Below are 14,348 nucleotides of genomic sequence, written 5' to 3' on the forward strand. Positions count from 1 at the left end.
CAATTTAGTCAAAAGGTAGCTTAAAACCAAAGGTTACACCACTTTTTTGATTGTTTTTAACCCATATTTTTCCATGGTGTTTTTTAATGATTTGCCTACTAATGGCCAGCCCTAAACCACTACCCTGTGGTTTAATGGTATTTTGGTCACTGGTTTGATAAAATTTGTCAAAAATAAAGTCTATATCCTTATCTGAAATACCTCTACCATTATCACTTACCAACACCTCAATGGAAGCATTTCCAAGCTTATAATCCACCACAATCCTACCCGTATTTGGTTCGCAAAACTTAATGGCATTGGATAGTAAATTGGTCAATACCTGAATGATCCGATCTTCATCGTAATTCAGTTTACACTTATGTGGGTTTTTAGTAACTATCTTAATATGTTTCTTGGCTGCAATCTGACTCACACCATTAATTGCTTTTTCAATAGTCACCTTAATATCATGTTGCCTCATGTCCAGCTCTTGTCTACCCGTTTCCAGCTTTTCAAAATCTAAGATATTATGTATCAATCGTGATAAACGATCTGAATCCTGAAGAATATTGCTTAAAAATTGAGCCTTTACTTCAGCTGGCATATCGGCATCTTCCATAATTAACTCGGTTGCCGCACGAATACCCGTTATCGGTGTTTTTAATTCATGGGCTACAGTATCCAAAAACTCATCCTTTTGTTGGTCCTTCAGAATCAACTCATCATTGGCGTTTTTAAGTCTGTTGGTCAAATGCTGAAGCTCATCAGACTTCTCTTTTAGCAGCTTATTACTGGCAATGGTTTCTTTAGATTCCTCTAAAATTTTCAATACTTCAACCAAACTAATCTGCTCTTCCTTCACCACACTCGAAATCAAAATTTTAGCCGAAGAACTACCGATACTACCAGTCAAAAGTTTTTCGGAAAAATTAATGAGTCGTGCATCTGCGAGTTGCGTATCCTGTGGTAATTTATATTTTGTAAAAAAGATACTCAGAGCACGTTGCGCTCGTTGTTCTCCTAAAAATCGGTTGAGAACATTTTTGATATCAGACACATAGGCTTCCCCTTTCCAAACCAAAGCACTGTCCTGAAGCGACGCATAATTTTTGCTATCTACAAACATTTCAGCATAGTTACGCTCCCTGTAATTTCCTTTAAACATGAGAGACACCGTGAGGTATAATAAGGTATTGATACTCAAACTCCAGAAAAAAGCATGAGCTGGTGGACTTAAAAAGTCAATACCAAACAAGGCGCTTGGTCGCAATGCCTCAATATGAAACAAACCATAATCCGAAAATTCAGAAGTTCCAGTAAGCACCTGCATGACAAATGGTAAAACCAAGGTATAGAGGGTTGTTAAAAAACCGGCAATAATACCGACTTTAGTTGCTCGGGAGGATCCTCTATTCCAAAATATTCCAATAAAAAACGACGGTGCCAACTGGGCAATGATTACAAAAGAAATCAAGCCTATGGAATATAAGGACAAGGCCTTTGAAAAGGACACATAAAAGAAATAGGCTAGAATGATGATGCTAAAAATGGAAACCCGTCTGATAACCTTAATGTATTTGGCATTTTTTTCTGGCTGACTTTTACTAAACTTATCTAAAAATCCATACGGAATGATCAGGTTGTTACTTACCATAGTTGATAGTGCCAAAGTGGACACTACGACCATGGATATGACTGCTGAAAAACCTCCCAAAAAAACCAATAAGGCCAATACCGTATTGTCTTGTTGCAGCGGCAGCAACAGGGTATAATATTCGGCATTAACATCATTACTGAAGGATAGCTTTCCTGCCCAAGCAATAAATATCACAAACACATTAAACAGCAATAGATATAACGGGAATAACCAAATGGCTTGTTTTAAATATTTTTCTCGATTGTTTTCCAAAACCGATACTTGAAATTGTCTGGGCAATAGAAATATGGCCAAAAAGGATAACATAATCATAAAGAACCAATTGAATCCGTTTCCGATATCCCCAAAAGTGGACAAGCTTTTAAAAGACTCCACAGTTGAAATTCTATCATAAATATCTGTCGTACCATCAAAGAGGTAAAACGTGACATAGAAACCAATCACCAAGAAGAATGCTAACTTTAAAACCGACTCAAAAGCCACTGATGCCACGATACCACGATGTTTTTCAGAAGCATCGGTAGCTTGTGTTCCAAAAAAGGTGGCAAAAACAGCCAAAAGCACCGCAATGTAAAATGTGGAATCATCCCAAATACTCTTTGATATATAACTGGTTTCATCGACCATAATTTCAAAGGTTTCTGAAACCGCTTTTAATTGCAATGAAATATAAGGCACAATACCAACCAAACACACTACCGTGACCAAAGCACCAATAAACCGATTGTTCCCATAACGCAAAGAAATAAAATCGGCAATGGACGAAATTTTATGCTGTTTGGAAATTCGTATAATCTTTCGCAAAACGATAATCCATAAAGGCGCGGCAATAACTGGTCCTAAATAAATGGGCAAAAACTGCATTCCCGAGTTAGCCGCAATACCGATACTGCCATAATAGGTCCAAGCGGAACAATACACTGCCAATGACAAGGTGTAAATGTATGGGTTGTTTACCCATTTGCTTTTGGCATTCTTTTCAGCAATAAAAGCGATGTAGAATAATATTGCCAAGTAGATGATGATAATTATGAACAAACTATAATTACTCATAATGCCGTTTTAGAATCATATAGGAGATAATTATTGCCACACACCAAATGGCGAATATGGAAAAATAGATGACAGGAATTCCAAGAACCTGTCCTTCCATATTGAAGATGAATAGAAAAGGCACATTGAACAACAGCAAAAGTGCCAACGCCAAAACTACTAATTTTTGTTCGTGTCTTTTTTTCATAATTACAAATGCAGTTAAATGTAAGAAAAAAACAGTATGGTCTAAAAAGGCCATACTGTTTTTACTAACTAAACAAACTTTCAAATTTTATATAAATCTGAAATAATTAATGACTGGAAGCTTCACCTGCTCCCGAAGGTATTCTGATATTCTCAACAATCTCTTGAACATCAGCAGGAGGTGCTGCTGTCATTCTGGAAACTACTACAGAAACAATGACATTTACAATCATAGCCACCGTACCAAAACCTTCTGGTGAAGTTCCAAACCACCATTCACTGGCAGGTCTTGGATCCATCACACCAATTAATCCGGTTTTATAGCGTATCATGTAGAACAGCATTAAGGTAATACCCACAATCATACCCGCTATGGCGCCTTGCTTGTTCATACGTTTATCAAATATTCCTAAAATAATAGCTGGGAAAAATGAGGCTGCTGCCAAGCCAAAGGCCAACGCCACAACAGCCGCTACGAAACCAGGAGGATAAATACCGAATAGTCCCGCAATGATGATAGCCACTAAAATAGCGATACGAGCTGCCATTAATTCTCCTTTTTCTGAGATGTTAGGCTTTAATTGCTTTTTAATTAAATCGTGAGAAATTGATGTTGAAATTACTAATAATAAACCAGCGGCAGTTGAAAGTGCTGCGGCTAATCCACCGGCTGCTACCAAAGCAATCACCCAATTAGGTAATTTAGCTATTTCAGGATTTGCCAATACCATGATATCTCTATCAACATATAACTCGTTAACTTCGGCATTGGCATTGGAAATCAAACGCTCGCCATGCGCACCACGTTCACTAGTATACAATGGTTTTTTACCATCAATGGCACTACCCGCTACATATTGAATTTTACCATCATTATTCTTGTCTGACCAAGCAATTAATCCTGTGTTTTCCCAGTTCTTGAACCACTCTGGAATCTCACTATATTGTTGCTCACTTACTGTTTCAATTAAGTTGGTTCTCGCAAACACCGCAATAGCTGGAGCCGTAGTATACAGAATAGCAATAAACAACAGGGCTAAACCAGCTGATTTTCGAGCATCTTTTACTTTAGGCACCGTAAAGAAACGTACGATTACATGTGGTAATCCTGCAGTTCCAACCATCAATGCCAAGGTAATGGCAAACACATCCCAAGTAGATTTGGTGCCACTAGTATATTCATTAAAGCCCAATTCAGTATGCAAGGTATCCAGTTTATCCAATAGATAGGCACCACCTTCCAATTTGCCACCCATACCTATTTGAGGAATTGGGTTTCCAGTCATCTGCATGGAAATAAAGAATGCCGGTACCATAAAGGCAAAAATCAAAACACAATATTGTGCTACTTGGGTATAGGTAATTCCTTTCATACCACCCAAAAAAGCAAATACTAACACAACTGTCATACCGATAATAACTCCAAGATTAATATCAACTTGAAGGAATTGTGAAAATACAATACCCACACCACGCATCTGTCCAGCTACATAAGTAAATGAGACAATTAACGCACAGATGACCGCTACGGTTCTAGCTGTGTTGGAATAGTAACGATCCCCTATAAAATCAGGTACTGTAAACTTTCCAAACTTCCGCAGATAAGGCGCTAACAGTAAGGCCAATAACACATAACCACCGGTCCATCCCATCAGGAATACGGACCCATCATATCCCATGAAGGAAATCAATCCTGCCATGGAAATAAAGGAAGCGGCACTCATCCAATCGGCTGCAGTAGCCATTCCATTTGCCAAAGGTGAAACGCCACCGCCAGCAACATAAAAATCTTTTGTTGAGCCTGCTCGGGCCCAAATAGCGATTCCAAAATATAGAGCGAATGTTAGCCCTACTAAAATCCATGTCCATGTTTGTACACTCATAATAATTTGTTTTAATAGTTAAGGCTTACTCGTTGAAACCGTATTTTTTATCTAATTTATTCATCAATCTGACGTATACGAAAATGAGAATAACGAATACGTAAATGGAACCTTGCTGTGCGAACCAAAATCCTAATTTGAATCCGCCCAGACGAATTTCATTTAAAGCATCTTTAAATAAAATTCCACAACCGTAGGAAACTAAAAACCATATAGATAATAGAATCACCAAATACTTGAGGTTTTCCTTCCAATAGGCTGTTGCGTGTTTTTGTTTATCTGACATAATATTTCTTTTTTATAAATAAATCATTGCTTGAAGCGTTACTGTACCCACACTATCATTATTTCCATATTTTGTGTTTTGGTACTCTAATGTTAATTTGGAATGATGTCCGCTGAAATAAGCGTTTGCCCCAATTCCAAATTGATTGGCATTATCATTAATAGCATCTATTGATCTATTGGTATAATGTAAATACGGCTGGATCTTGGTGCTCTTTTGGGTTGGAATAACATATCCCACATGTGCATGAAACATATTACCAGTTTCATAAGTTTGACCTAGCGTGTAATTATCGCCATAGTCATTGGTTTGAAACAAACCATAAGCTGTAATAGCCGAACCGTTATCGCCAATTGGTGCATCATAAAAAGCATCAACAGCAAAAATGGCGACATCTTGACCTTCTAGGATACCGAAATTGTTCGCCGTAACCGCGCCTTTTGGATGTAAAAAGAAACCAGCTCCAACGTTGAATACGCGTTTACCACCCAGGTAGGTTCCTACTTTATAGGGTAAAAAGTTGGATTCCTGATCAAAAAAGTTGAAATCAAAATAACCAGCATAGGTTCTTCCAGCTTCTTTTGAGCCTAAAAGTCGTCTTCCAGAATATATGGCATCACCCCCATTAACTGGCACTGCAGAAGCTTGTAAGTTATTGGTTATGGCATCATTGATAGCTAATCTATATTGCAACTTTCCAAATTTACCTTTAAAGTAAACTCCCATGTGTCTTGCAAATTGGTCGGATAAACCAATGGTTGCCCAGGCTTGACGGGTATTATCTAAAGTCATCATGTTTAGGGTACTTTGGTTATTGGCTCTGGAAATACCATTCCAATAGTGTAAACCACCACCAATAGAAATATAATCTTTGTAAACCGTATACTCACCCCATACATCATGGAAAAATAATTGCGCGCTATCCCCTTTTCCTGTTGGTGACAAATTATCGCCATTTAAGCTATTTAAACCAAAATGTGTCAGAATTAAAAACTTTTTGTTTAATTGTGCGTACATCAGTACTCGTGCACGACGAATACTAAAGTCTAAATCACTTTGCTCGTTTCCATTGGCATCCAATGGTCGATCGGAATTATGTTGAGCCCAGAATTGCGCCCAGGAAATGATTCGGAAGTACTTTGTACCATCCTCATTGAGTTTTACTTTCATCCCTCCAGTATAATCAGGTGCTCCTTGAGAGAATACCATTCCAGTACTGGCAAAAGTAAACATGGCTAGTAACCATAGTGTTTTCTTCATAATTTTTAGAGTTAATTAGTTAATTAATTGGTTTTGTGTGCAGGACTAATCTCTAAAAATGTATGTGTTAAATAAAAATTGTTATAGGTAATTGCTAATTTACAATATCTAATCGCGGAATCGCTCCCATTTAATGAGCATAAACTTATCCCCCAACTCGGTGACTAGGACACCAGCTCCGGATAAATTTTCGGTGTTTTGAAAGTATTTGGACAGTTCATTGGCGTTCAATATTTTATAGGTAGGATGGTAATCGGTTTTGTAGGGCCGTTTGATGTTGTATTTCTTCACCCAATTCATGATACTCACATGAGAAATACCCAATATGCGTTCAATCTCTCGGTAGGTTAACCCCTCTAAATACAATTGTAGTGCTTTATTGACGTAGTAATCATCAATGCGTTTCCCTAACTTATTTACGGTAAAGAAATAGCCGCAAGACTTGCATTTATAGCGCTGCCGATCGTTCACAATGCCACTCTTGATGTATTGGTCTGAATTGCAATTTGGACAGAGATCAATTTTCATATATACTAATTTAGCATAAATATAGTAATTTAGCAATAATTGTGAATAATTATCTTTTACGACTTCAAACGCTGTTTATAAGCTTGTATTTCTTTCACCACACGTGGAGCCAAAATAAGAGTTGACAACATGGTTGGGAAGGCCATCAAGGCAAAAAAGCCATCGATAAGGTTAATCATCAAACTTAAGGACGTGGTGGCTCCCATAATGATACTGGCAATGTACAGATAGTTGTAGTAATGTTTGTTGTGCGCACCTATTAAAAAGGACAGACACTTACTACCATAATAGGAATAGGAAAACAAAGAAGATACACTAAATACTATGATACAGAGCAATAACAGATACTTCCCAATACCCGAAAAGGTTTGCCCAAATGCTGAAGCTGTCAACGTCACGCCATTAGCATCGGTGGTTTGCCAAACACCCGTTACTAAAATAGCTAAGGCTGTTAAGGTACAGACTAACAAAGTATCAATGGCAGGACCCATCATGGCTACCAGGCCTTCACGAACGGGTTCAGAGGTTTTGGCAGCGCCATGTGCCATAGGTGCGGTTCCGATTCCAGCTTCGTTGGAAAAAGCACCACGACGAATTCCCAAGAGAATCAATCCGCCTACCATACCACCCAAGAAGGCATCGCCAGTAAAGTTTTTAGCCGCAAAGGCATCGGTAAAAATGAGTGCCAGATAACGGGGCACCTCGTGGATGTTAACAATCAGAATGATGAGCACCAACACAAAGTACAACAACACCATACTCGGTACCAAACGTGCTGCCGTTTTACTAATGCGGTTGAGTCCACCAAGGATAACGATGCTGGTCAATAACACCAGAATAATCCCAATTAAAAGGTTTGAGGTAAAATCTACTTCTACGCCATTGGGCACTAACAAAATATCATTAATGGCCTGTGTCAATTGGTTAACATTAAACACGGGCAAAGCACCTACCAATCCGCAGAAACTAAAAAAGGCCGCCAAGGGTTTCCAGGATTTACCCAAGCCTTCCACAATAAAATACATAGGACCACCTTGAATGTCGCTATTGCTATCCTTACCACGATACATGATGGCCAAGGTTGCCGTAAAGAACTTGGTTGCCATACCAATAAGCGCACTAATCCACATCCAGAATACCGCTCCGGGACCACCAATGGCAATGGCTACCGCCACTCCAGCAATATTGCCCATACCAATGGTTGAGGATAGAGCTGTTGTTAGGGCCTGAAAGTGACTAATTTCACCAGGATCGTTGGGATTATCATATTTACCGCGAAGCACCTGTATGGCATGCCCGAAATACCGAAAGGGTAAAAAACGGGATAGGATGAGTAAGTAAAGTCCGCCACCGATGAGTAAGATGAGTAAGGGTAAGCCCCAAGCTGCGGATGCGAAGCGTTCAATAAAGTGGTTAATGGTTTCCATAGGGTGATTTCGTAGGACTAAAAATAGTAAAGTTATTTGGATTGTTGTTGATTGGTTGATGTGTTCTCAATACCCTTCACAGGACTTAACTAGGGCTTATCTATAACTTAAACACGGGTGAACCTAAACTCAACTAGGCCTATACACTCCATTTTGTATAGCTTTTGTAAGAATTTTCGATAGCTGACCCGAAGGACATCCGAAGGAGACCCGAAGGAAACCCGAAGGAGACCCGAAGGAAACCCGAAGGAGACCCGAAGGAGCACCCAGAAAAACCATCATTGTTTGTTTAAAAGAAAAATATTTAGGATTTTTACAATTCATCAATCAAATTAAACATTATGAAATCATCTTACACGCTTTCTGTACTGCTTTTAGCGCTTTTTTTAAATTTTAATTTAGGCTTTTCACAAGAAAACCCTTTAAGTCAAACCTATAAACAAGAAGTCATCACCAAGCTTTCGCAACTCATGAACGATCGCTACGTGTTTCCTGATGTTGCCAAAGCCACCGAAACCCATTTAAAAAACCAATTGGCGGCTGGACACTTTGACTCCTTTACTACGTATGAAGCCTTTGCCGCTGCCCTCACCGAAAGTGTGCAAAGCATCAATAAAGACAAACACATGCGTATTCGAACGAATCCGCCGTATGTAGCGCCCGACAATTCTCCGGAGCGTGCCATTGAAGAACAACTGGACCGCATGAACCGCACTCGTTGGTACAATGCGGGTTTTGTAGATGTAAAAGTGATACCCGGCAATGTGGGCTATCTGGATTTACGAGGCTTTTCTGGTTTGGAAAATGGCCAAGCCCATGCCGATGCCGCCATGCAGTTTATCTCGCGTGCTGATGCGATTATTATAGACCTGACCCAAAATGGTGGTGGTAGCCCCCGAATGGTGCAATATCTTTGCAGTTATTTCTTTGACGACCACAGACACCTGAACAGCCTTTACTGGCGTGAAGGTGATGTGACTGAAGAATTCTGGACCCTCGATAAGGTAAACGGTATCAAGTTACCCGATGTGCCTTTGTTTGTTATGACCAGCAACCGCACGTTTTCCGGTGCCGAAGAATTCTCCTATAATATGCAAACCCAAAAGCGTGCGACCTTGGTAGGTCAAACAACTGGTGGTGGCGCCAACCCTGGCGGAACCATGCCTATTAATGAAAACCTGAATGTGTTTATTCCCAGTGGGCGTGCTATCAACCCGATAACCCAAACCAACTGGGAAGGTGTTGGTGTGGTACCCGAAGTAAAAACCACTCCAGAAGATACCTATCAAACTACATTGGATCTCGCTGTAGAAGCTGCCAAAAACTATCGTGCCAAACGGGATGCGCACTTTACCCAATTATTGCAAGACCTGAACAGGCAGTTGGAACAATACACAGCCGGTAGCTCTGAGACGGCTATTTATAACCAGCTCAAAGTTTGCCAAGAAGCGACACTATTGGATGAAGGTGGAATTAATAATTTAGGCTATACCTATTTAATGGAACACCAAAAGCCTCAAATAGCCACGTGTATTTTTAAAGCCAATACCCTATTGTATCCTGACTCGCCTAATGTGTATGATAGCTATGCCGAAAGCTTGCTGGCTCAAGGTGACAAAAAGGCTGCTTTAAGCAATTACGAAAAAGCCGTGGCACTGGCTACCTCACAGGAACATCCGAATTTGGATTTGTTTCAAGAGAATTTACAAAACGCCAAACAACGATTGCAAGACTAGAACGAACCTCACAGGGATTGTTTTAATGGGTTAAGCTTTTTAAGTATTTGGTTTCTGAATTATTTTAGAGTACCGAAAGGCACTCTGCATATTTTAGTAAATTGTTATTTTTAAACCCTTTTACAAAAACCCACCGAAGAAACCTTTTGATATGCGTAGATATTTAGGATTGCTATTCATGAGTGTACTATTTTGGAATTGTACCCAACAAAAAAAGGAATTGGTCCTACTGGGTACTGTTCATCAACCCGTAGCAAATTTTACACCGGACAGCCTGTATAATATTCTGGTTAAAATCAAGCCCGACCTCATCCTATTTGAAGTAGATTCTTCTTTTTTTACAAAAAACTTTGAATTTAAAAAAACCTGGGATAGCAATGAAAATATTGCCACGGTAACATACATGAACACTTTTGATGTGGATGTGAGACCCTACGAATTTACGGGACGCAATGCATACCGCTTAAAAATAGGGTCCAGGCCAACCGATAGTAAGGCATCCCAATTGTTAGATAGTCTTTACAAAAACAAGCAACTGAACGCTTTGGATACTAAAATCTATGAGCGCTTTCTTAATATAAATGATTCGTTAAATGCATTTGCCTATTTAGGAGCTCGGGCATTTAATAGCGCGGAAACCGACAACACAGCTTCTATGAGGCAAGCTTATCAATACAAAGATTTGTTGGGCATTATGGATAAATACCCGATTTTTCATGAAACCTATTATGTGAAACCAGATGGTGATAGCATTAGTTATTTTGAGGGGTATAAAAGAGCCTCTGAATTTTGGGATTTAAGAAACCAGACCATGGCTAAAAACATTCTACATTTTATCCAGGATGCTGATTACCAAAGAATTGTGGTGTTGAACGGTTATTTTCACCGGTATTACTTGAATGCCTTAATAAAGCCTAAGCAGGATTCTTTAAATTTCATGGTCAAAGAATTTTATGATTATTAAAGCTTCATGCTTTGTTAGGACTTTTCACGGGTTAGACTGAAGGAAATTTTAAGAAGCCAAAAACTACGTACAAGTGCGTATGGGCAAAATAGATAAAATTAAGTAGATTTGAGTATCTGTATAACATAACGATGATGTTATCCACTCGATTTGGGTGTATATATAATAAATATAACATTACTAGTGATGTTATTCATACGTTGGCAGTAAGCTAAAATGAACGAAACACATAAAAAACAAATTAGGATTCATTCAATAATTATTTTAATTGGAATTTTAATTATCATAGTATTTGGAAATGAAACTTCTTGGTTGAGATACTTTAACATTTTAGCTATCTTCATAATATTGAGAAGTTTAATTTGGTTTATTTCTAACTCAGAAGAATTACTATTTTACATTTTTCCAACAAAAACAATCCGCGAAAAAAAACCAAAACTAAAAGATAAAATTTGGAGTCATATATCAATGGTTTTATTTTTTTCTGGATTAGTGTTTTTAATATTTCAAATGAGCAATATTGAGAATATAATTGAGGAATCGAGTTTTTGGAAAAATTTTGGCATTTTAGGATTTAGTTTCAGTTTAGTTTGCCTGTTTTTCCTAAATAAATTTCAACCTTCAGTATTTAGTGAAAGTGGAAGAAGATATTCTGTTATTTTCGGTTTTGTTTTTGGCTTAACAGGTTTGACTATTTCAACATCAAGTTTTCTGAATAAAAAAAATGCCAAAAAAGAAACTATACAATCTGAATTTACTATTAGCCGAAAAAGTACTGGCGGAAAAAAGAATAAATCACATTGGATTTTTATTACAATAAAGCAATCTGAAAGAAGATTTGAAATAAAACCAAACTTATGGAATAATTTAAAAGTTGGAGATAGAGTTTTAATAAAGCTACAAAAAGGATATTATGAATACGATTTTGTGACTGAAATAAAGCCTACTGCCAACACTGGCTATAATTCAGCGTGGCTTATGCCCTATTCTGGAAAATATGTAAATTTAATCAAGCTGATTTCTTACGCGGAATGTCCTTCGGACGATTCCACGCCGAAATCATAGCCCAACCGTTGTAAAATATTATGACCAAACCCATAAGAATAGTTGATGACAACATTGAATTAGAACTTTATACTGGAATTTTTGGTGTATATGTTCTAGGAGGTTGGGATGTTGTTGTGGATGACTTCACTTTTGACCTGACAAATACTGAAACAGGCAGAATAATTAAACCAAAAGGTACGCAATGGAGATTACAATCTTATGAATTTGGAAAAAGAGCAAAAAAAATAATGACTCTTGACATACCAGAAAAGGGGAATTATTTAGTTGAATTTAAAAATCAGAACAGTTTAAAAGTTTGGAAAGCGAGTTTACCAATAATTAATAGATTGATTAATCAGCCGATAGAAAAACAATGGATTCAGATTTTAATTAAATAATAACGTTTTACAACACCGTTTATAGCTCATTGCGGCTGAATTCCTAATCGGAATTCATTGCAAAATGCTATCATTCGGTTACGGCAAAAATTATAACTAATTTTCCGCAACCAACCATACACAAAATCATAATAAACAATTATTCAAGAAATGAATAAACTCTATAAATATTACTCAATTAACAATTTATCAGTCGCTTCACTTACCAATGGATATTGCTGGTACTCAAATCCAAATTCATTTAATGACCCATTTGATACAAAAATAATTCAGTGCGAACTACTTCAGGATTTAAGCTTTTCAAAAGAGAAAATATTATGTCTCTCTGCTATCAATGACAATTTATTAATGTGGGCACATTATACCCAGTCACATAAAGGTTTTTGTATTGAATTTAGCGATCATACTGATGAAGAACTTGTGAAATTAAAGTCAAAAGGAATCTTCCCAAATGAAAGTAATGACAAATTATCAATTGTTAGAAATGCCAGAGAAGTAGAATACAAATCTACAGAAGAAATCGAAGAATATATTGCTGATATCCCTTCTACAAATGATGAATTTTTAAAATTATACCATAATCTTGATGTAGAAAAACAAGCTGCTTTAATAAAGAAGATTCAAAAAACTTCATTTATAAAACATAAAGATTGGAGCTACGAAAAAGAATACAGAATAATAAATACAAGTAGAAACTTAATAAGATTCCCAGGTAACATTTCAGGTGTGTTTTTTGGGATGAATATGTCAAGTATTGAAAAAAGAATGATTGGTATGATTTTAAGTCCAGATTTAAAAAATAGAATCAAATTTTACCAAATGTATCGTCCTCATAACAAGTACTCCCTGAAGTATCGAGATTTTGATTTAAAAAAAGATTTACCTGATTTTGGAGAATCTCTGATAGCTTGAAAAAAACACTTAACATCGACTATAGGTAATTGCTTGTTTCGCCTAGTAGGTATCAACAGCATTATATTCCTAATTTCCTGTTAAAAACAGCCTAACCTATCCCCTTTTACACCCAGCCTTTGTATCTTTAAGAAACCGCTTTCTTAAAACCCCACACGATGGCAACCCATAACCCACTCGATAGACGTTCCAGCCTCAAGCTGGGAGCTTTGGCCGTATTGGGTTTGGCCATACCCAAAGTGGGATTTACAAACAACACCTCTAACTTATTTATCCCAAAAACCCAAGATACGGTTCCCGAGCATTTTCCTAATATACCACCAGAGGTTATCAGTGAGGTAGTTGGGAAATCGCATTTTGATTTGGATGCAGTTAAAGCATTGGTAGATAAACGTCCTGAACTGGCACGCTCGGTTTGGGAATGGCGTTTTGGGGATTTTGAGTCGGCTATTGGTGCGGCTTCACATGTAGGCCGGCGTGATATTGCCCTATACCTAATTAAAAAAGGCGCACGCCCTACCCTGTTTACCTTTGCCATGCTGGGGCATTATGAGGCGGTGAAAGCTACAGTAGAAGCTTCGCCAGGTATTCAGCAAACCATGGGTCCGCATGGTATTAGTCTGTTGGACCATGCACTAAATGGCAAGCGTATGCAAAATAGTATGACCGTAATTGAAAATGAGAACCTGGAACGCACCATAGACTACTTAAGTAACTTGGGAAATGCTAGCGGTCCTGACTATATAGACGTTTCGCCTGAAGACCAACAGCAATATCTCGGCGATTACAAATACGGAAACGATGACACGGATGGGTTTACCATAGCCATTAACATGCGAAAACTATTATCGTTAGGTCCTATTGGTGGGTTTGGTGGTGCACTCTATAAACTAGGTGACAACCTATTTACCTATAATGGGGCACCATCGGTACAGATAACATTTGACATTGAAAATGGTGTGGTGCAATCACTTACCTTAACCGATCCAGATGTGCAAGTGACCGCCAAAAAGGTGTCGTGATGACATC

Annotated in this window: 13 protein-coding genes; 6 read left to right on the top strand and 7 right to left on the bottom strand. The window is 38.0% G+C overall.

Annotation, left to right across the window (positions count from 1 at the left end; all coding sequences use genetic code 11):
- Positions 1–4: 4 nt before the first annotated feature.
- The 7 genes from C1T31_RS10405 to C1T31_RS10435 all read right to left on the bottom strand — a co-directional run bounded on the left by C1T31_RS10405 (position 5) and on the right by C1T31_RS10435 (position 8,262).
- Positions 5–2,692 carry a sensor histidine kinase gene (locus tag C1T31_RS10405; protein ID WP_103052440.1) on the bottom strand — a complete coding sequence of 896 codons (2,688 nt, stop codon included), beginning with the start codon at positions 2,690–2,692 and terminating at the stop codon, positions 5–7.
- Positions 2,685–2,879 (bottom strand): hypothetical protein, encoded by a 195-nt coding sequence (locus C1T31_RS10410; RefSeq protein ID WP_103052608.1) that lies wholly within the window; start codon positions 2,877–2,879, stop codon positions 2,685–2,687. The genes C1T31_RS10405 and C1T31_RS10410 overlap by 8 nt, the downstream gene beginning before the upstream one ends.
- A gap of 106 nt (positions 2,880–2,985) precedes the next feature.
- The gene (locus C1T31_RS10415; protein WP_103052441.1) at positions 2,986–4,761 is read right to left on the bottom strand and encodes a sodium:solute symporter family protein; all 1,776 of its coding nucleotides are present in this window, start codon (positions 4,759–4,761) and stop codon (positions 2,986–2,988) included.
- A gap of 25 nt (positions 4,762–4,786) precedes the next feature.
- Positions 4,787–5,047, bottom strand: coding sequence for a DUF4212 domain-containing protein (locus tag C1T31_RS10420; protein ID WP_103052442.1), 261 nt, complete (start codon positions 5,045–5,047; stop codon positions 4,787–4,789).
- Positions 5,048–5,059: 12 nt separating this feature from the next.
- The gene (locus C1T31_RS10425; protein ID WP_103052443.1) at positions 5,060–6,307 is read right to left on the bottom strand and encodes a hypothetical protein; all 1,248 of its coding nucleotides are present in this window, start codon (positions 6,305–6,307) and stop codon (positions 5,060–5,062) included.
- A gap of 108 nt (positions 6,308–6,415) precedes the next feature.
- Positions 6,416–6,835 (bottom strand): IS1/IS1595 family N-terminal zinc-binding domain-containing protein, encoded by a 420-nt coding sequence (locus tag C1T31_RS10430; RefSeq protein WP_103052444.1) that lies wholly within the window; start codon positions 6,833–6,835, stop codon positions 6,416–6,418.
- Between the two features lie 56 nt (positions 6,836–6,891).
- On the bottom strand, positions 6,892–8,262 hold the full coding sequence (locus tag C1T31_RS10435; protein ID WP_103052445.1) for an alanine/glycine:cation symporter family protein: 1,371 nt from the start codon (positions 8,260–8,262) through the stop codon (positions 6,892–6,894).
- Between the two features lie 341 nt (positions 8,263–8,603).
- On the opposite strand from C1T31_RS10435, the gene C1T31_RS10445 reads away from it, so the two are divergent.
- The 6 genes from C1T31_RS10445 (at position 8,604) to C1T31_RS14155 (ending at position 14,341) form a co-directional block, all read left to right on the top strand.
- The gene (locus C1T31_RS10445; protein WP_103052447.1) at positions 8,604–9,998 is read left to right on the top strand and encodes a S41 family peptidase; all 1,395 of its coding nucleotides are present in this window, start codon (positions 8,604–8,606) and stop codon (positions 9,996–9,998) included.
- Between the two features lie 151 nt (positions 9,999–10,149).
- The gene (locus tag C1T31_RS10450; RefSeq protein WP_123912665.1) at positions 10,150–10,962 is read left to right on the top strand and encodes a hypothetical protein; all 813 of its coding nucleotides are present in this window, start codon (positions 10,150–10,152) and stop codon (positions 10,960–10,962) included.
- Positions 10,963–11,178: 216 nt separating this feature from the next.
- The gene (locus C1T31_RS10455) at positions 11,179–12,027 is read left to right on the top strand and encodes a hypothetical protein (protein ID WP_103052449.1); all 849 of its coding nucleotides are present in this window, start codon (positions 11,179–11,181) and stop codon (positions 12,025–12,027) included.
- Positions 12,028–12,047: 20 nt separating this feature from the next.
- Positions 12,048–12,407: a hypothetical protein gene (locus tag C1T31_RS10460; protein ID WP_103052450.1), complete on the top strand. Its 360-nt coding sequence runs from the start codon at positions 12,048–12,050 to the stop codon at positions 12,405–12,407.
- A 150-nt stretch (positions 12,408–12,557) separates the two neighbouring features.
- A complete protein-coding gene (locus C1T31_RS10465) occupies positions 12,558–13,319 on the top strand; it encodes a DUF2971 domain-containing protein (RefSeq protein WP_103052451.1) in 762 nt (253 codons plus the stop codon).
- 158 nt (positions 13,320–13,477) lie between these two features.
- The gene (locus C1T31_RS14155; RefSeq protein WP_207764279.1) at positions 13,478–14,341 is read left to right on the top strand and encodes a hypothetical protein; all 864 of its coding nucleotides are present in this window, start codon (positions 13,478–13,480) and stop codon (positions 14,339–14,341) included.
- The last annotated feature ends 7 nt before the right edge of the window (positions 14,342–14,348 follow it).

This window comes from Hanstruepera neustonica (assembly GCF_002895005.1).
Taxonomy (GTDB): domain Bacteria; phylum Bacteroidota; class Bacteroidia; order Flavobacteriales; family Flavobacteriaceae; genus Hanstruepera; species Hanstruepera neustonica.